We start from the raw sequence: 17,625 nt of genomic DNA, 5'->3' as shown, positions 1-17,625 counted from the left end.
TATCAACTGCGCGCAGCCATGACAGCCACACCCGCTAAGAAAACCACCAAGAAGAGCGCCAAGAAGGCCGCCGAGGCAGCCGCTCTCGAAATTGCTGCTGCTGCAGCATTAAAGGCGAGCAAGGCGCTTAGCAAGCAGGCGCCACCCTTCCGCAACCGCATCATCGACAAGAAGGCGCTGCGCAATCTGGTCGCTTGGGCCTACAAGCACCACGGCACGGCTGCTACGGCCTCACTGGCTGATGAGCTCAAGGATCTCGGCTTCCACTACGCCACCCAGGCCGCCGTTTCGATCTCCGTCGACGACCTGCGCATTCCTGGTGACAAAGCTGCCCTGCTGGCTGAAGCCGAGGAGCAGATCACTGAAACCGAAGAGCGCTACCGACTTGGTGAGATCACCGAGGTTGAACGTCACACCAAGGTGATCGACACCTGGACCGAAACCAACGAACGGCTCGTGGCTGCGGTTCGCCGCAACTTCAACGAGAACGATCCACTCAATTCGGTTTGGATGATGGCCAACTCCGGCGCCCGGGGCAATATGTCCCAGGTGCGCCAGCTAGTGGGCATGCGCGGCTTGATGGCCAACCCCCAGGGGGAAATCATTGACTTGCCGATTCGCACCAACTTCCGTGAGGGTCTGACGGTCACCGAATACGTGATCTCCTCCTACGGCGCCCGCAAGGGTTTGGTGGACACCGCCCTGCGTACAGCAGACTCCGGCTACCTCACCCGTCGCTTGGTAGACGTAGCCCAGGACGTGATCGTGCGGGAAGACGACTGCGGTACAACCCGCAGCATTCCGATCGATTCTGATGAGAAAGGCAGGTTTGGTTCCAGGTTGATCGGCCGCTTAGCAGCCGAGCCCGTGGTGGCAGAGGACGGCGAAATCATTGTTGATCGCGACGGTGAGATCGATCCGATCCTGGCGCGCCGGATCGAGGCAGGTGGTGTGAAAACGGTGAAGGTGCGTTCGCCGCTTACCTGCGAGGCCTCCCGCTCGGTGTGCCGTAAGTGCTATGGCTGGGCCCTAGCCCACAACCAGCTGGTTGATCTGGGCGAAGCCGTCGGCATCGTCGCTGCCCAGTCGATCGGTGAACCCGGCACCCAGCTGACGATGCGGACCTTCCACACCGGTGGTGTGTCCACGGCCGAATCCGGCGTGGTGCGCTCATTAGTAGATGGCACGGTCGAATTCGGGCCCAAGGCTCGGGTGCGCCCCTTCCGCACCCCCCACGGTGTGGAGGCCCAGCTAGCCGAAACAGACTTCACCCTCAGCGTTAAGCCCACGGGTAAGGGCAAGCTGCAAAAGCTCGATATTATTAGCGGCTCGATCCTGTTTGTCGCTGATGGCGACACCGTGCCCGGAGATACGATCCTGGCCCAGATCGCTGCTGGCGTGACGGTTAAAAAGAGTATTGAGAAGGCCACCAAGGACGTGATTTGCGACCTGGCCGGTCAGGTTCGTTACGAGGATGCGATCCAGCCCAAGGAGGTCACCGACCGCCAGGGCAACATCACCCTCAAGGCCCAGCGCCTGGGCCGGATGTGGGTGTTCAGCGGAGACGTTTACAACCTGCCCCCCAATGCCCTGCCCGTGGTCGGCGGCAACAAGCCCGTCACCACCGGGGAAGTGCTGGCCGAAAGCCGCTTGGTGAGCGAGTACGGCGGCGCCGTGCGCCTGCGCGACAGCGCCGGTGACTCCCGCGAGGTACAAATTGTTACCTCCAGTCTCACCCTCAAAGACTGCAAGTTGGTTGGTGAATCCACCCACTCCGGCGAGATCTGGCACCTCGAGGGCAAGGACAACATCCGCTACCGCCTCAATACCGCCCCGGGCAGCAAGATCGCTAACGGTGAGGTGATCGCGGAGCTCGCTGACGACCGCTTCCGCACCCAGACCGGAGGCACCGTCAAGTTTGCCCCTGGCCTTTCGATCAAGAAAGCCCGTAGCGCCAAGAACGGCTACGAGGTGAGCAAGGGCGGAACCCTGCTGTGGATCCCCCAGGAAACCCACGAGATCAACAAGGATATTTCCCTGTTGATGATTGAGGACGGCCAGTGGATTGAGGCCGGCACCGAGGTAGTGAAGGACATCTTCAGCCAGACCGCAGGCATCGTCACGGTGACCCAGAAGAACGACATTCTTCGGGAAATCATTGTGCGCTCAGGCACTCTGCACCTGGTTTCCGATAGCAAAACCATCAGCAAATTTGCTGACGGCAAGATGGTTACCCCTGGCGAGGAGATCGCCAAGGGTCTTAAGGCAGAGGCGATTCTGTTTGTTGAGTCAGTTGAAACCCCCGACGGTGGGGCCCTGCTGCTGCGTCCCGTTGAGGAGTACGCCATCCCAGATGCTGCCCACCTTCCCGAATTGGGCGCGGTTAAGCAGTCTGGCGGCCCCTCTTTGAATCTCAAGGCCACCCAACGCCTGGCCTTTAAGGATGGCGAGCTGATCAAGAGCGTTGATGGAGTGGAGCTGTTGCGCACCCAGCTGATTCTGGAAACCATCGACACCACTCCCCAGATGACGGTGGATGTGGAGGCGGTGTCTGACAAGCGGGCTAAGACGATTGAGCGCCTGCAGCTCACGATTTTGGAAACCCTGCTTGTGCGTCGCGACACCCTCTCCGATGCCAGCCACGGCTCCACCCACACCGATCTCCAGGTGCAAGACGGCATTGCTGTGAAGCGCGGTGATGTGGTGGCCACCACCCAAATCCTCTGCAAGGAGGATGGAGTGGTTCAGCTGCCTGATCTGGTCGATGGCGAGCCGATTCGCCGTTTGATCGTCGAGCGCGATGGCGACACCCGCAACATCGAGCTTGGTTCGGCCAAGTGTGAGGTTGGGGTTGAGCAGCGCATCGTCGATGGGGACCGGCTGGCGGAAGGGGTCGAAGCCCCTTGCTGCGGTCAGGTGGAGGCCATCAACGGCAGCACCCTCACGATTCGCCTCGGTCGCCCCTACATGGTTTCGCCCGACTCCGTGCTGCACGTGCGTGATGGCGAGTTGGTGCAGCGCGGTGACGCCCTAGCCCTGCTGGTGTTCGAACGTCAAAAGACAGGCGACATCGTGCAGGGTCTGCCCCGTATCGAGGAGCTGTTGGAGGCCCGCCGTCCGCGGGAATCCACAATTCTCTGCCGCAAGAGTGGCACCGTGCAGATCAAGCAGGGTGATGACGATGACTCGATAACCGTCTCGGTTATCGAGCACGACGATGCCATCACCGAGTACCCAATCCTGTTGGGTCGCAACGTGATGGTGAGTGATAGCCAGCAGGTGCATGCCGGTGAATCGCTCACCGACGGCCCGATCAATCCCCACGAGTTGCTGGAGTGCTTCTTCGAAGATCTGCGCAGCCGCAAGCCCACCATGGACGCGGCCCAGGAGGCGATCTCCAAGTTGCAGTTCCGGATGGTCACGGAGGTGCAAAACGTCTACAAGAGCCAGGGAGTTGCTATTAGCGACAAGCACATCGAAGTGATCGTGCGCCAGATGACCAGCAAGGTGCGAATCGAGGATGCCGGGGACACCACCCTGCTGCCCGGTGAGCTAATCGAGCTGCGTCAAGTGGAGCAGGTCAATAGCGCCATGGCAATCACCGGCGGCGCACCCGCCGAGTTCACACCGGTGCTGCTTGGTATCACCAAGGCTTCGCTCAACACCGACAGCTTCATCTCGGCTGCCTCCTTCCAGGAGACCACCCGTGTGCTGACTGAGGCGGCGATTGAAGGCAAGAGCGACTGGCTGCGCGGTCTCAAGGAGAACGTGATCATCGGCCGCCTGATCCCTGCTGGTACTGGCTTCAGCGGCTTCGAAGAGGAGCTGCGGGCAGAGGCGGGCCCCCATCCCGACATCCTCGAAGAGGAGGCCATGGGCTACCGCCGTATGCAGAACCTGCGTCCCGATTACACAGTCGAGATGCCTGCCCCGGCGGCGTCGATGGCCGTACTGGATGATCCCTCCGATGCGGATCTTGAGGCAACTCGCAGCCGCCATGGCATCGAAGCCAGCGCCAGCGGCACGGCAGCTTTTACCAGGCCATCCGTTGAGGAGGGTCTGGAGGAGGAGCTGATCGCTGATCCCGCTGCCCTCGAGGGCCTACAGGAAGAGGGTCTGCTCACCGATGAGTGATTCCGCCCGCACCAGCCTGAACACGCCGGTGCCCCAGCGCCGGTTGCCCCGATTTGGCTTCCACACCCACACCGAGCTGCTCAATGGCCGCATGGCCATGCTCGGTTTTATTGCCCTGCTGGTGGCGGAGTGGAAGCTGGGCCACGGCTTGCTGATCTGGTCTTGAGCACATCGCCCGCTGCGCCGCTAGCCACTCCCCTGCTGGGGATGGGTTTGCCGGCCCTGGAGCATTGGGCTGTTGGCCATGGTCAAGCCGCCTTCCGCGGCCGTCAGCTGCACGATTGGCTTTACGCCAAGGGAGCCCGCAGCCTCGACCAGGTAACGGTGCTGCCAAAGGCTTTCCGGGACCAGCTGGCCGGCCAGCCCCCCAGTGGTGCCTCCGACTGGATCGGTCGCTCGAGGGAGCTGCACCGCAGCGTCGCCCGCGATGGCACCACAAAACTATTGCTGGGTACTCACGACGGCCTCAGCCTCGAGACCGTGGGCATCCCCGCTGAAGGCAGGCTCACGGTGTGTGTGAGCAGCCAGGTGGGCTGTCCGATGGCCTGTCGCTTTTGCGCCACCGGGAAAGGGGGGCTGCAGCGCTCCCTGGCGGTGCACGAGATCGTTGATCAGGTGCTGAGCGTGCGTGAGGTGATGGACCAGCGCCCCAGCCACGTGGTGTTTATGGGTATGGGTGAGCCCCTGCTCAACAGCGAGGCGGTGCTGGCAGCGATCGATTGCCTCTGCACCGACCTCGGTATGGCCCAGCGCCAGATCACGGTGAGCACCGTGGGGGTCCCCAAAAGCCTGCCCACCTTGGCGGAGCAGGCCCTAGAGCGGCTGGGTCGGGCCCAGTTCACCTTGGCGGTGAGCCTGCATGCCCCTGACCAGCAGCTGCGGGAGGAGCTGATCCCCACGTCCCATGCCTATCCCCTGGAGGCGTTGCTGGCCGATTGCCGCCACTACGTTGAACTCACCGGCCGGCGGGTGAGTTTTGAATACATCCTGCTGGGCGGGCTAAACGACCAGCCCCGCCATGCGGAGGCCCTTTCGCGGCTCCTGCGTGGTTTCCAGAGTCATGTGAATCTGATCCCTTACAACCCAATTGCCGAGGAGGAATTCCAGCGTCCGGCCCCTGGCGCAGTGGAAGCGTTTCGACAGGCCCTGATCGATCGCCACGTGGCTGTCAGTGTGCGGGCTAGCCGCGGTCTCGATGCCGATGCAGCTTGCGGCCAACTACGTCGCCGGCTCGAGGGCAGCCTGGAGCCGGCGTGAGCTGGAGCTTGATCAGGTGGCGTCGCGGCTGGGATCGAAGGCGCCGCGTGCTTCCTGTTCCCCCCAGGGGGTGAGCTGCAGCATCAGCAGAAAAGCGGGTATAGCGGCAGCGGCCGTAGCCAGGAAAAACATGGGCCAGCCCACGTTGCCCGCCACCACGCCGGCCGGGGCCGACAGCAGCGAGCGGCTCAGTGCGTAGATGCCGGAAAGTAGGGCGTACTGGGTGGCCGAAAAGCGCGGGTTGCAGAGGCTCATCAGCAGCGCCACAAACACCGCGCCCACCATGCCTCCGCTCAGGTTCTCCAGGCTCACGGCGGCGATCAGCCCGCCGAAGCCCCAATTGAACTGGGCCAAGGCCCAATAGGTGAGGTTGCCGCAAACGCCGGCGATTGCGAACAGCCACAGGGAGCGGTTCATGCCGATCCGGGCAAACAGCACGCCGCCAATCACGGTGCCGGCCATGGTGGCGGCAATCGCCCAGCCCCCCTGTACCAAGCCGATCTGGGCATCGCTGAACCCCTGCAATTTCAGGAAGGGGATGGCCATGGCGTTCAGCAGGCCATCGGGCCAGCGGTAGAGCAGCACCAGCAGCAGCAACTGCCAGGCCCGGTTTGGTCCCGCCCGGAACAGGAACTCCCGCGTTGGACCAAGCACCGCCTGCCGCAGGCTCGTGACCGGGTGTTGCACCGGTTGCAGGGCCGGGGCCCAGATGGTGAAGGGCACTACGGCCGCCAGCAGAGCTGCGGCGGCAAGGAAGGCGGCCGGCCAGCCAAAGCGATCAGCCAGCAGGAAGCCACCGGCACCCACCGCGAGCATGGCGGCCCGGTAGCCGAGGGTGGCTCCGGCAGCACCTGGCCCCCGCTCCGCCTCGGGCAGGAGGTCGGTGCGGTATGCGTCGACAGCAATGTCCTGGGTGGCACTGCAGACGGCCAGCACCAGGGCTGCGATGCCGATGGCGGTGAGGCTGGCTGGATTAGTGCTGGGTTGCAGCAGGGCCATCGCCGCAATCACAGGCACCAGGATTAGCTGCATCAGCAGCAGCCAGCCGCGGCGGCGATCGGGCCAGGCGATCGGCCAGCGGTCTAAAAGCGGTGCCCAGAAAAGCTTGAGGGTGTAAGGCAGCTCAGCTAGCGGGATCAGGCCGATCAGGGCAAGAGGAACTCCGCTAGCGGTGAGCCAGCCCTGCAGCAACTTGCTGCCCACCATCAGCGGGGTGCCGCTGGCTACTCCCTCGGCGGTCACAGCTGTTAGACGCCGCCAGCTGCCGGAACTCTTATCTGCCATCACATAGGCGTTATTCGGAGAACCCTAGGGGCGATGATGGAAGCCAGCACTCGCAAACGCCTCGGCTGTGCAATTTTTTCGCTCCACCCTGCTGCCGGCCGCGATTGTGGTGTTGTTTGGTCTGGCCCTGTTTGCCGTGAGCGCCCGCATCTGGTTGCCAGGTGACATGGCGGCCCCCGCCCCGATTGGCTGATTCAACGTTGTGAGCGTTTCTCCCCAGTCCGATCAGCCGTCCGGTGGGGAGAGTCCCTTCGGTGGCAGTCCCCAGGAGCTGTACCTCGACCCCGAGATGCTGGCTCAGGAGCTGGCAGAAGAGCTGCGCGGTGATCCGCTCGACGATCTTGATAGCAGTGATCCAACGGCCAGTGATGTGGCGGCCGAGTGCGATCTGGGCTTGGCATTGTTGCGGGGCGATGCAGGGGCAGACAGCCAGGAGCGGTGGCTGCAGGGTTTGCGCATTTTTTGTGAACACCGTGATCCCCGGGCCCTGCCCCTGTTGCTGCCGCTGCTGACGGAGAGCTGCCCGATCCTGCGGATGAGCGCGGTCTACGCCTTGGGCCGCAACCCCAGCCCCCAGGCGGTTGAGCCCCTGCTGGGCCTGCTGGTCTCAGATGACAACGGCTACGTGCGCAAGGCCGTGGCCTGGAGCCTGGGCAACTACCCCGACGCTCCAATCCTTAATCCCCTAATCCGCTCCCTGCAGGTGGATATCTCCGCGGTGCGCCTCTGGGCTGCCAGCTCCCTGGCTGAGGCGGGCTGCACCGGGCCGGCAAAGGCCGATCCAGCTGCGGCCCAGCTGTTGCTCAGCATGCGCATCGACAGTGAGCCGGCGGTGCGCAGCAACAGCGCCTGGGCCCTCGGTCGCATCTACGGCGAGCTGGTGGAGCCTCGGCAGCAGCTGGTGGTTGAGTCCCTGTTGCACGCCATGCTCAACGATTTCGAATCGGGTGTGCGCGATGAGGCCCGGCTGGCCCTTGAGCAGCTCGAGCAGCCGGAGGTGTTGGAGCGTCTGCAGACCCTGGTGGAGGAGGGGTTGCTCAGCTGAACGGGAGCAGGATTTCCTGGTTAACATCTTCGAACCTTTCCAGCGTGGGATGGAACAGCTCACCATCCGTTATCGAATCCACCCCGATGGGCGCGTCGATGAGCTGGTGGAAGGGCTGAATGGCATGGCGTGCGAGCAGCTCACTGAGCGCATTGAGGCCAGGCTTGGAGTTGTGCAGCAGCGCCGGTCAACGGCTGAGGCCTTTCTCTGCGAGCAACAGGCGCAGCAAAGCCAGTTCCAGTCCCTCTCCTGAACCGATTACCTCTTCCTAGATCGATGTCGCACTTCAGCACCATCAAGACCGAGCTCCGTGATCGCCAGTCCTTGCTCGAGGCTCTCGAGGATCTGGGCCATGGCCCAAGGCAGGGAAGTTTGATGGTGCGCGGTTATCGCGGCCAAACCGTGGAGGCCCAGCTGGCTGTGGCCCAGGCCAATGGCGCTGATATCGGTTTTCGCCTCAATCCTGAAACCGGTAGCTATGAGCTGGTGACCGATCTCGACCTCTGGAATCAGGCCGTGCCGGTGGAGCGCTTCTTGGCCCAGCTCAATCAGCGATATGCCCTGCGCAGCATTCTGGCCGCCACGGCTGAGGAGGGTTTCCAGGTGAGCGAGCAAGCCCAGCAGCAAGACGGCTGCATTGAATTGGTGGTTACCCGTTGGGCTTAGATCCGGGAGCTCACCCCGGCATGGTTGATCCCTCCCTGGCGTTCACCGCCACCGCCTTTTCCCCCGAGTCACGTCGTAGTGGTCACGAACCACTGTTGGGTGGAGCTTTGGGTCAGAAGGCCGTATGGGTTGACGAGGCTGTCTGCATTGGCTGCCGCTACTGCGCCCACGTGGCCGTCAACACCTTTGCGGTCGAGCCCCACTGGGGCCGCTCCCGGGCGATTCGCCAGGACGGCGACGCCACCGAGCTGATACAAGAGGCGATCGATACCTGTCCCGTTGATTGCATCCATTGGGTTGCTTATGAGCAGTTGCCCGAGTTGCAGCAGCAGCTAGACGGCCAGGAAATTCTTCCCCTTGGTGTGCCTTCGCCGGTGCGGCTCAAGCGCACGTTGCCGCGCCCAGGGGCTGCTTAGCCGGCAGCCCCACGGCCCTGGGATAGGTGCGCGGGCAGGGGGCCAGCGGTTTAACCACCAGGGCGTGGCGGCTACCCCGGCCACTAGGTAATTCCCTGGCCAGGCACTGGTCGATGCCAGCCTTCAGGGGGATAAGGGCGGCGCTGAGGTCCCGTTGGTCATCGGCTGACCACTGGCCGCGATAAAGCAGGGCTCGCCCTTGGGGTTGCAGCAGCGGTACCAGGTATTCGGCCACCACCGGCGCGCTGGCCACGGCCCGGGCCAGAGCCCAGTCGAACTGGCCCCGACAGGCCTGCTGCTGGCCGGTGCGCTCGATCCTTTCGCAGCGCAGCTGCACTCGCTCCCCAAGCCCTAGCGCTGCGGCCATGGCCTGCACCGCCTCCACCTTGCGCCCCACCGAATCCACCAGGGTCAACTGGGCCTGGGGAAAGGCGATCGCTAGCGCTAGGCCGGGGAAGCCACCGCCGGTGCCCACATCGATCAGCCGCATCGGTGCCTGGGCTGCCCCCGATTGCAGCAGGGGCACCAGGGGCCAGAGGCTGTCAAACACCTGGGCTATCCAGAAGTCGTCGTCCTCCACCAGCCGGGTCAAGTTGAGCTTGCTATTCCATTGGCGCAGCTGCACCTGCAGGTCGCCCAGCGACTGTTCTTGGGCTGGGCTGGGCTGCCAGCCGAGCTCCTGCCAGAGGGCATTGCCGGTGAGGGTGCGAGCCATCCAGCTTGGTAACGGGTTTCTGATCTCTAGGATCCCGCAGACCGGATCGTTTTCCCGGCGCCCTGCCCTTGGCCAGCTCCCCACTTAGTTATTACACGTTGCTCCAGGTGCAGCAGAGCGCCTCGCCCCAGGAGCTACGCCAAGCGTTCCGGGGGCTGAGCAAGCGCTACCACCCCGATACCACCGTGCTGCCGGCTGGGGAGGCTGCATTGGCTTTCCAGCAGCTGCAGCAGGCCTATGGGGTGCTGAGCGACCCGGCCCTGCGCCAGCGCTACGACGACCAGCTGCGCCCGCCTTCGGCACCCAGTAGCCCCGTTGCACCGCCCCCGACCAGCATTACTCGGCCTGTTTCAGTGCGGCGTGAACTTTCTGGTGGCGAGTGGCTGGCGCTGCTGCTGCTGGGTTTTGCCCTGGTGTTGAGCTTGGTTCTGGGGGTGGGAGTGGCCTGGATGCGCGGCGCCCAATTGGTGCAATGGCCTAGCTGGTGGCCTGAGGGCGCTCCCACCAACGTGACAGGGTTGGTTTCATGACCGAGATGCCCAGTTCCCAGACACCGCTGTACCACCACCCCCTGCCTGCTTTGGAGCACTGGCTGGAGCAGTTGGGTGCCAAGCGGCAGCGCGCCAATCCCTGCCTCTGGGACCTGCACCGCCCTGAATGGAGCGCCCAGATTGAGCTGGAGGTGGACGAGCTCAAAGTGAGCTGGCACAGCGACGGCCAGGTGTGCGTGCGTCACTTTCCCTATGGCTTGTCGCGGGCCGATGCCGAGGCGGTGATCCTGGCGGGGCCTTAACGGCAGATGCGGCTCTGCTGCTCCTCTGCGCTGGAGAGCGGCCCGCAGTTGACCCAGCGCACCAGGGAGGTTTCCACGTCGGTGAACAGCACCAACACGCCGCCACAAAGCAGTACTAGGGCGCCACTTATTAACCAGTGCTGCTTGCTCATCGTCGGGGGTTGGGGGCTGCGCCCATGGCTGCCGTCAGGGTACGGCCCAGATCTTGCGCCCGCCATTGGGCAGCCAGCCCGGAGGCGGTGAGCGGTTCTAAAGGTGGCAGCTGGGCTAGAACCGGCGCTTGGGCCAATGCGGCCAGGGTGGCGGGATTGTCGGGATGGAGCGGGCCATTAAGCACTAGTCCCAACAGCGGAATGGAGCGCTGGCGCAGGGCCTCCACCGACAGCAGGGTGTGGTTGAGGGTGCCCAGGCCGCTGCGGGCCACCAGCAGCACCGGCAGCCTCCAGGCGGCTAGCTGATCGATTTGCAGCCAGTCGCGGCGCAGGGGCACCAGCAACCCACCGGCGGTCTCAACTACCAATGCTCCGGCCATTGCCGGCAGGGCCAGCCGGGCCGGGTCGATCGTGATGCCCTCTAGTTCGGCGGCCCAGTGGGGTGACACCGGCGTCTGCAGCCGGTAGGCCTCCGGTAGCAACCGCTCCGCTGGCAGCTGCAGCAGGGCCTGCAGGCGGCCCGAGTCGCCGCCGCCTTCCAGTCCGCTTTGTACCGGTTTCCAGTAGGTGGCCCCGAGCCCCTGGACCACAAGGGCGCTCACCACGGTTTTGCCCACGTCGGTGTCGGTGCCGCAGATCACCAGGGCGTTGCTGCAGCTGCTCATGGGCCGGGTCGCTGACCAAATAGCACTAATACTTCCCAGCTGACGCAGCCATCTGCTGGCCAGCAGTGCAGCAGCCGGCGCAACTGGGCCGCACTGAGGCGGTTGGCTCGGCTGGCGCTGGCCCCGAGGCCCTGTAGCTGCTGCAGAAAGCCGAGGCCGCTGCCGTAGGCGCGGCTGAAGCGCAGCCGGCGGCTGTAGTGAGCCATCAGGCCGCCCCTGCTGGCGGCGGCCAGCAGGGCTTCGGCGTCGGGCAGGCTCAGAGCTGTGCAGGGCACCCCTGCAGCCGCGGCGGCCTGGTGCCACTGGGGAAAACTGGCGCTTGTCGGCACTGCCAGGCCGAGCCAGCCCCCTGGCCGCAACTGCTCGCACCAGTGCTGTACTTGGGCTGGGGGATTCTCCAGCCACTGCAACGCGAAGCTGGAGGTGAGCAGGGAGGCCTGGCCCAGTTGCTCCGGCAGCCCCCAGTTGAGGTCCCAGCTGAGCTGGCCGCCGGCAGTGGTTTGGGGGTTATGGGCCAGCAGTTCGGGGCAGATATCAAGCTGCAGGAGGGCTCCCTGGCATCCCTGAGCCCGCAGCGCCTGCCCCACCAGCCCGGAGCCCGCGCCCAGATCGGCCCGGGGGCCGGCGGCAAGGTGGAGGGGCGCGCACAGGTGGGCCAGGCGCCAGGCCACCCCCTGCTGCAGGCGGGCATGGCGGGCATAGCCGGCGGCGTGGCGGCCGAAGCGGCTGCTCACTCGCGCGCTGAAACCTGCTTCATTTAAAAGCTTGTCATTTAAAAGCGTGTCTCTCAAAACCGTGTCGCGCACTGGATTTGCGTTCACGGCAGGCCCTCTATCCAGCCACACACGGTGGGCACGAGGGCCGGGCTGAGCAGGCAATGCCCCACGCCCGCCAGCACCAGGTTGTCGGCGGCAGGTAGGAGGTTGCGCAGCTGGTGGCGGGCTTGTGGATTCACGATTTGATCCTCGCCGCCCTCCACTATCAACAGCCGAGCCTGGAGCGGGAAGCCAGGCGGTAGCCCCGCCGTGGCCGCCAATAGGTTTAGATCTTCCGCCAGCCGCTGGCGGCCGGAGGCAGCAATAGGGGCGGCGGCGATGCCAGGGGGCAGCAGGCTGGAGGGTTGGGGGGCTGCGGCGCGCTCCATGAAGGTTTGGAGCATGGCGCTGGCTTCGGGGCCGGCCAGCTGGCTTGCCATGGCCGCCACGGCGCTGCGCAGCCGGCCGCCGCCGGGGCCCTCGGGCACAAAGCGGCCAAAGCTGGCGAGCAGCACCACCGCATCGGCCTGGGCCAGCACGGAGGCGGGCAGCAGATGGGGGCCCAGCGAGTGGGCGATCACCAGCTTCAGGCCCTGGTCGCTCTGCCAGGCCACCGGCCTGGGAGCTTGCCCGCCGTAGCCCCGTTCGCCGCACTGCCACGTCCAGCCGCGGGCGCTCCAGGCGCTTTGGAATGGTTCCCAGCCCTGGGCATCGCCGGCCCATCCGTGCATGGCGATCAGCTGCATGCAGGACTCCCCAGAGCTGTGAGCAATCGCTCCAATGTGCCCGCCGGTAGGTCGTGGCGCAGCACCAGCCGCAGCCGCGCCGTGCCTTCAGGCACGGTGGGGGGGCGGATGGCGACGCTTAAGAGGCCGGCTGCTTCTAAGCGTTGTTGCAGCTCGAGAGCCCGGTGATCGTCGCCCACCAGCAGCGGCAGGATCGGCCCGGTGCCTGGCGGCCGCGGCCAGCCGGCCGCTTCCAGACATGTGCGCCAACGGGCGGCTCGCTGCAGCAGGGCCTCGCTGCGGGGTTCGGCCTGAATCAGGGCCAGGGCGGCCAGGGCGCCGGCGGCCAATGGTGGGGCTAGGGCCGTGGTGTAGCGGTAGGCGCCGCTGGATTGCAGCAGCCAGTCCCCCACCAGGGCATCGCCGGCCAGAAAGGCCCCGCCGCCACCAAAAGCCTTGCCCAAGGTGCCGCTGATCAGGGCGATTTCGGGCTGGTTGTGGCCCAAGCCCCGTCCGCCGGGGCCGAGCACTCCCAGGGCATGGGCCTCATCGAGCAGCAGGGCGGCGCCGTGTTCGGCGCAGAGGGCCGTCAGGACCGCCACATCCACACTGGTGCCCTGCATCGAGAACAGGCTCTCGCTCAGTACCAGCAGCCGCTGTCCGGGAGCGCGCCGGCGGGCTGCTTGCAGCTGGGAGTCGAGCTGGGCCAGGTCGTTGTGGGCGAAGCGCTGCAGCCGGGCACCGCTGGCGCGCACCCCGGTGAGCAGGGAGTGGTGGATCAGTCGGTCGGCCAGCACCAGGCTGTGGCGATCAGCTAGGGCCCCTACCGCCGCCAGGTTTGCCTGAAAGCCGCTGGGAAATAGCAGCACCTGCTCGCGCCCCAGCCAGGCCGCCAGCGCTGCCTCCAGCTCGTCATGCACCGGCCGACTGCCACTCACCAGCCTCGATGCTCCTGCCCCCAGTCCCTGGCTGGCCGCGGCGGCCTGGGCGGCTGACACCACCTCGGGGTGACGGCTCAGACCTAGGTAGTCGTTGCTGGCTAGATCCAGCAGGGGGGCACTCCTGCTACCGGGAGTTGCCAGATCAAGGGTGGCGGCGGTTGCGGCGGGGGCAAAGCTGCGCAGGCCGCGGCGGCGCTGGGGGGGAATGGCTGCAAGTTGACGCCGCAATTCATCCCGCCAGCTGGCGGCTCTTTCCCCTGAGGGGGGAGAGGTGGTGCCGGGTTGTGTCAACGACCGGACATTGCTCCGCAAACGCTAAATCCGAGCTTGTGCCACGGCCTGTTGCTACTAGAGCTTGCCCGAGGCGGAACAGGCTCCTCCCTCATAGGATGGCTTCATGATCCAGCTCAAATAGCAGCGTGCCTGAAACGGCGCCCAATGGGCTGGATCCTGCAGCAATTTTCCCCTTCCCGCTCGACGACTTCCAGCTCGAGGCGATCGACGCGCTCAACCAGGGCCACTCGGTAGTGGTGAGCGCCCCCACGGGCTCCGGTAAGACCCTGGTGGGTGAGTACGCCATCTACCGCGCTCTGGCCCACGGCCAGAAAGTTTTTTACACCACGCCGCTGAAGGCCCTCTCTAATCAGAAACTGCGCGATTTCCGGGAGCAGTTTGGTGCCGACAAGGTGGGGCTGCTAACCGGTGATATGAGCCTCAACCGGGAGGCCCAGGTGGTGGTGATGACCACCGAGATCTTCCGCAACATGCTCTACGCGGAAGCCGATGCGGGAGATGACCCGCTTGAGGGCGTGGAGGCGGTGGTGCTCGATGAGTGCCACTACATGAACGATTCCCAGCGCGGCACCGTCTGGGAGGAGTCGATCATTCACTGCCCGCTGCCGATTCAGTTGGTGGCTCTTTCGGCAACGGTGGCCAATGCCGGCCAGCTCACCGACTGGATAGAGAGAGTGCATGGGCCCACCCAGCTGGTGCTCAGTGACCACCGGCCGGTGCCGCTGGCCTTCAGCTTTTGCAGTGCCAAGGGACTGCACCCCCTGCTCAACGACGAGGGCACCGGGCTCCATCCCAACTGCAAGGTGTGGCGCGCCCCCAAGGGCAGCCAGCGCAAGGGTCCGAAAACACCGAAACCACCCCAGCCCGAGGCTCCGCCCCTGGGTTTTGTGGTGGCCCAGATGGCGGAGCGCGACATGCTGCCTGCCATCTACTTCATCTTCAGTCGCCGCGGTTGCGATAAGGGCGTCAAGGAGCTGGGCAAGGCCGCCCTGGTGACGCCTGCTGAACAGGCGCGCATCAAGGCCCGCCTGGATCTGTTTATGGCAACGACCCCCGAGGCGGTGCGGGAAGGCGGCCACGCTGAGGCCCTGCTGCGGGGCATTGCCGCCCACCATGCCGGCGTGCTGCCGGCCTGGAAGGAGTTGATCGAGGAGCTGTTCCAGCAGGGGCTGATCAAGGTGGTGTTTGCCACCGAAACCCTGGCGGCCGGCATCAACATGCCGGCGCGCACCACGGTGATTTCGGCGCTGAGCAAGCGCACCGAGCGAGGCCACCGCCCTTTGATGGGCAGTGAGTTTTTGCAGATGGCGGGCAGGGCCGGCCGGCGCGGCCTTGATACCCAGGGCTACGTGGTGACCGTGCAGAGCCGCTTTGAAGGCGTGCGGGAGGCGGGCCAGCTCGCTACTGCGCCGGCAGATCCGCTGGTCAGCCAGTTCATGCCCAGCTACGGCATGGTGCTCAACCTGTTGCAGCGCTACGACCTGGCTAAGGCCAAGGAGCTGGTTGAACGCAGTTTCGGCCGCTACCTGGCCACCCTCGATTTAGTCGAGGACGAGGCCCGCATCGGCCAGTTGATGCAGCAGCTCGAAGGCCTGGAGGATGGCTCCGGCGAGGTGCCCTGGGACGACTTCGAGGACTACGAAAAGCAGCGAGCTCACCTGCGCGAAGAGAGGCGCATCCTGCGGATCCTCCAGCAACAGGCCGAGGAAACCGTCGCCCATGAGCTCACCTTGGCGCTGCAATTCGCCAGTGAGGGCACTTTGGTGAGTCTCAAGGCGCCCCAGCTACGCGGCCGGGTAACGCCGGCGGTGATTGTGGAGAAGGTGAAAGGGCCGGGGCAGTTTCCTTTGCTCAAATGCCTCACCGACGAGAACCTTTGGCTGTTGCTGCCCTGCCACGGGGTGGTGAGCCTCCATGCCGAGCTCAGTTGCCTGCAGGTGAGCCAGGTGGATCCCCCCGAGTTGCGCCAGCTTGGCGAGTTGCGCCACGGCGATCAGGCCAGCGGTGGCCTGGCCCTTGCCGTTGCCCACATGGCCAGTCGCCACGACATGGCCACGCCCCAGTACGACCTGGCCGGTGAGGTGCAGGACCAGGCCCAGCAGGTGCATCAGCTGGAGGAAAGCCTGGAGCTGCATCCGGCCCACCGCTGGGGCGACCGCCGCCAGCTCAAGAAGCACCGCCGCCGCATGGAGGAGTTGCAGCTGGAGATCGAGGAGCGCCAGCAGCTGCTGCACTTCCGCTCTAATCGCCACTGGGACACCTTCCTGGCCCTGATTGAGGTGTTGCGCTTTTTTGGGGCTCTGGCGGGAGCTGATGGCCTGGAGCCCACCGAAGTGGGCCGCACCGTGGCCGCCCTGCGCGGCGACAACGAGCTGTGGCTGGGACTGTCGCTGATGAGCGGCCACCTCGATGAGCTCGATCCGCCCCAGCTGGCGGCGGTGTTTGAAGCCATCTCCACCGAAGTCAACCGGCCCGATCTGTGGTGCGGCTACCCGCCGCCACCGGCCGCCGAGGAGGCCCTGCATGATCTGTGCGGCCTGCGCCGCGAGCTGGAGCGTCAGCAGGAGCACGCCAAGGTCAACTTCCCGCTTTGGTGGGAGCCCGAGTTGATGGGCCTGGTGCACGCCTGGGCTAAAGGTGCCAGCTGGAGCGACATGATTGCCAATACCTCCCTCGACGAGGGTGATGTGGTGCGGATCTTGCGCCGCACCGTGGATTTGCTGGCCCAGGTGCCCTACTGCGAGGCAATCAGCGAGCAGCTGCGCAGCAAGGCCCGCGCTGCCCTCAAATCGATCAATCGCTTCCCGGTTTGCGAGATCGAGGATTTGGTGGCTAGTGGCAACGGTCACCTGGATCCGGCGATCGAGCGCCCCCAGTCTTGAGGTTGGTGGGCCGTAACCCATGATCAACTCCGCCCGCATACGCATCATTGCCGTCGGCAAGGTGCGCAAGGGCTGGGTGAGCGAAGGGGTAGAGACTTATCGCAAGCGGCTCCCGGGCCTGGAGATCGTGGAACTGCGGGACGGTGGCATGGCCCGCGAGGCGGAGGCCATATCCGCTGAGCTGCGCGGCGGCGAGCAGTTGGTGGCCCTGTGCGAGGAGGGCCAGAGCTACGACTCGTTGGCCTTCGCCAAGGCGCTTGAAGGTTCTGGCTCGGAGCGGCTGGCGTTTGTGATCGGTGGGGCTGATGGTCTCGACCCGGCGCTCAAGGGGCGGGCCCACTGGCGCCTGAGCCTCTCACCGATGACCTTCCCCCACGAGCTGGCGCGGCTGCTGCTGTTGGAGCAGCTTTACCGGGCCAGCTCGATTCAGCAGGGCGGGCCGTATCACCGCGACGGCGCTTGACTGGGGTAGTGCTTACGCCCCGCGATGACCACGATTGACAGCCGCTACGAGGGAGCCCTGCGCTGCCACTCCAGCCACGGGCCTTCGGGCTGCGAGCTCGAGACCGATGCCCCCACCGACAACCAGGGCAAGGGGGAGCGTTTCTCGCCCACCGATCTGGTGGCCACGGCCCTGAGCACCTGCATCCTGACGATCCTGGGGATCGTTGCCGAGCGCCACGGCTGGCCGCTGCAGGGGGCCAGCGCTCGGATTGAAAAAACCATGACCCCCGAGGCGCCACGGCGCATTGCCCTGCTGGAGGTGTGGATCAGCTTGCCGGCGGGTCTCAGCGAGGAGCAGCGGGCCGTGCTTCACCGGGCCGGAGAGACCTGCCCGGTGAAGCTGAGCCTGGAGGGTGCTGTGCCGATGCGGCTGCACTGGGCCTGAACTGCCTGCCAG

Annotated in this window: 20 protein-coding genes; 13 read left to right on the top strand and 7 right to left on the bottom strand. The window is 65.2% G+C overall.

Going from position 1 to position 17,625, the window contains the following annotated elements:
• The first annotated feature begins 18 nt into the window (after window positions 1-18).
• From KBY72_RS01330 to rlmN, 3 genes are read left to right on the top strand one after another with little or no spacing between them, the layout of a single operon-like run.
• Window positions 19-4,134, top strand: coding sequence for a DNA-directed RNA polymerase subunit beta' (locus KBY72_RS01330; RefSeq protein WP_254959869.1), 4,116 nt, complete (start codon window positions 19-21; stop codon window positions 4,132-4,134).
• Window positions 4,127-4,300 carry a chlorophyll a/b-binding protein gene (locus KBY72_RS01325; RefSeq protein ID WP_254959868.1) on the top strand — a complete coding sequence of 58 codons (174 nt, stop codon included), beginning with the start codon at window positions 4,127-4,129 and terminating at the stop codon, window positions 4,298-4,300. The genes KBY72_RS01330 and KBY72_RS01325 overlap by 8 nt, the downstream gene beginning before the upstream one ends.
• 41 nt (window positions 4,301-4,341) lie before the next feature.
• A complete protein-coding gene (gene rlmN, locus KBY72_RS01320; protein WP_254959899.1) occupies window positions 4,342-5,391 on the top strand; it encodes a 23S rRNA (adenine(2503)-C(2))-methyltransferase RlmN in 1,050 nt (349 codons plus the stop codon).
• A 12-nt stretch (window positions 5,392-5,403) separates the two neighbouring features.
• Here rlmN and KBY72_RS01315 read toward each other — a convergent pair whose 3' ends face one another.
• Window positions 5,404-6,675: an AmpG family muropeptide MFS transporter gene (locus KBY72_RS01315; protein ID WP_254959867.1), complete on the bottom strand. Its 1,272-nt coding sequence runs from the start codon at window positions 6,673-6,675 to the stop codon at window positions 5,404-5,406.
• Between the two features lie 67 nt (window positions 6,676-6,742).
• Between KBY72_RS01315 and KBY72_RS01310 the strand changes: the two genes are divergently transcribed.
• From KBY72_RS01310 to KBY72_RS01290, 5 genes are all read left to right on the top strand, one after another.
• Complete coding sequence (locus tag KBY72_RS01310) at window positions 6,743-6,868, top strand: hypothetical protein (protein WP_254931229.1); 126 nt, start codon at window positions 6,743-6,745, stop codon at window positions 6,866-6,868.
• Window positions 6,869-6,964: 96 nt separating this feature from the next.
• Entirely contained in the window at window positions 6,965-7,720 is a 756-nt protein-coding gene (locus tag KBY72_RS01305; protein ID WP_254931232.1) for a HEAT repeat domain-containing protein, read from the top strand.
• Between the two features lie 49 nt (window positions 7,721-7,769).
• Window positions 7,770-7,973, top strand: coding sequence for a DUF2997 domain-containing protein (locus KBY72_RS01300; protein ID WP_254931228.1), 204 nt, complete (start codon window positions 7,770-7,772; stop codon window positions 7,971-7,973).
• A gap of 23 nt (window positions 7,974-7,996) precedes the next feature.
• Complete coding sequence (locus KBY72_RS01295) at window positions 7,997-8,386, top strand: DUF1257 domain-containing protein (RefSeq protein WP_254931227.1); 390 nt, start codon at window positions 7,997-7,999, stop codon at window positions 8,384-8,386.
• A gap of 20 nt (window positions 8,387-8,406) precedes the next feature.
• Window positions 8,407-8,802 carry a ferredoxin gene (locus KBY72_RS01290; RefSeq protein ID WP_254931226.1) on the top strand — a complete coding sequence of 132 codons (396 nt, stop codon included), beginning with the start codon at window positions 8,407-8,409 and terminating at the stop codon, window positions 8,800-8,802.
• On the opposite strand, the gene rsmG is transcribed toward KBY72_RS01290, so the two are convergent.
• Window positions 8,768-9,517, bottom strand: coding sequence for a 16S rRNA (guanine(527)-N(7))-methyltransferase RsmG (gene rsmG / locus KBY72_RS01285; RefSeq protein ID WP_254931225.1), 750 nt, complete (start codon window positions 9,515-9,517; stop codon window positions 8,768-8,770). The two genes, KBY72_RS01290 and rsmG, sit on opposite strands and share 35 nt — an antisense overlap.
• A 68-nt stretch (window positions 9,518-9,585) precedes the next feature.
• Between rsmG and KBY72_RS01280 the strand changes: the two genes are divergently transcribed.
• Complete coding sequence (locus KBY72_RS01280) at window positions 9,586-10,047, top strand: J domain-containing protein (RefSeq protein WP_254931224.1); 462 nt, start codon at window positions 9,586-9,588, stop codon at window positions 10,045-10,047.
• Entirely contained in the window at window positions 10,044-10,310 is a 267-nt protein-coding gene (locus KBY72_RS01275) for a DUF3143 domain-containing protein (RefSeq protein WP_106502354.1), read from the top strand. Before KBY72_RS01280 ends, KBY72_RS01275 begins: the two co-directional genes overlap by 4 nt.
• On the opposite strand, the gene KBY72_RS01270 is transcribed toward KBY72_RS01275, so the two are convergent.
• Genes KBY72_RS01270 through KBY72_RS01250 form a run of 5 tightly spaced genes read right to left on the bottom strand, consistent with a single transcriptional unit; the run spans window position 10,307 to window position 13,776 of the window.
• On the bottom strand, window positions 10,307-10,462 hold the full coding sequence (locus tag KBY72_RS01270) for a hypothetical protein (RefSeq protein WP_254931223.1): 156 nt from the start codon (window positions 10,460-10,462) through the stop codon (window positions 10,307-10,309). The two genes, KBY72_RS01275 and KBY72_RS01270, sit on opposite strands and share 4 nt — an antisense overlap.
• Window positions 10,459-11,127: a dethiobiotin synthase gene (gene bioD / locus KBY72_RS01265; protein ID WP_254931222.1), complete on the bottom strand. Its 669-nt coding sequence runs from the start codon at window positions 11,125-11,127 to the stop codon at window positions 10,459-10,461. Before bioD ends, KBY72_RS01270 begins: the two co-directional genes overlap by 4 nt.
• Complete coding sequence (locus tag KBY72_RS01260) at window positions 11,124-11,948, bottom strand: methyltransferase domain-containing protein (RefSeq protein ID WP_254931221.1); 825 nt, start codon at window positions 11,946-11,948, stop codon at window positions 11,124-11,126. Before KBY72_RS01260 ends, bioD begins: the two co-directional genes overlap by 4 nt.
• Window positions 11,945-12,628 (bottom strand): alpha/beta hydrolase, encoded by a 684-nt coding sequence (locus KBY72_RS01255; protein WP_254931220.1) that lies wholly within the window; start codon window positions 12,626-12,628, stop codon window positions 11,945-11,947. Before KBY72_RS01255 ends, KBY72_RS01260 begins: the two co-directional genes overlap by 4 nt.
• Window positions 12,619-13,776: an aminotransferase class I/II-fold pyridoxal phosphate-dependent enzyme gene (locus KBY72_RS01250; protein ID WP_396121800.1), complete on the bottom strand. Its 1,158-nt coding sequence runs from the start codon at window positions 13,774-13,776 to the stop codon at window positions 12,619-12,621. The genes KBY72_RS01255 and KBY72_RS01250 overlap by 10 nt, the downstream gene beginning before the upstream one ends.
• Window positions 13,777-13,967: 191 nt before the next feature.
• On the opposite strand from KBY72_RS01250, the gene KBY72_RS01245 reads away from it, so the two are divergent.
• From KBY72_RS01245 to KBY72_RS01235, 3 genes are read left to right on the top strand one after another with little or no spacing between them, the layout of a single operon-like run.
• Complete coding sequence (locus KBY72_RS01245; protein WP_254931218.1) at window positions 13,968-16,724, top strand: DEAD/DEAH box helicase; 2,757 nt, start codon at window positions 13,968-13,970, stop codon at window positions 16,722-16,724.
• 22 nt (window positions 16,725-16,746) lie between these two features.
• Entirely contained in the window at window positions 16,747-17,187 is a 441-nt protein-coding gene (locus KBY72_RS01240) for a 23S rRNA (pseudouridine(1915)-N(3))-methyltransferase RlmH (RefSeq protein WP_254931231.1), read from the top strand.
• A 24-nt stretch (window positions 17,188-17,211) separates the two neighbouring features.
• The gene (locus KBY72_RS01235) at window positions 17,212-17,613 is read left to right on the top strand and encodes an OsmC family protein (protein WP_254959863.1); all 402 of its coding nucleotides are present in this window, start codon (window positions 17,212-17,214) and stop codon (window positions 17,611-17,613) included.
• The last annotated feature ends 12 nt before the right edge of the window (window positions 17,614-17,625 follow it).

It is taken from the genome of Cyanobium sp. BA5m-21 (genome assembly GCF_024346235.1).
In the GTDB taxonomy this organism is placed as follows: Bacteria; Cyanobacteriota; Cyanobacteriia; order PCC-6307; family Cyanobiaceae; genus Cyanobium_A; species Cyanobium_A usitatum.
Note: the sequence above shows the minus strand (reverse complement) of the source record. Positions and strands in the feature narration are given on the sequence as shown.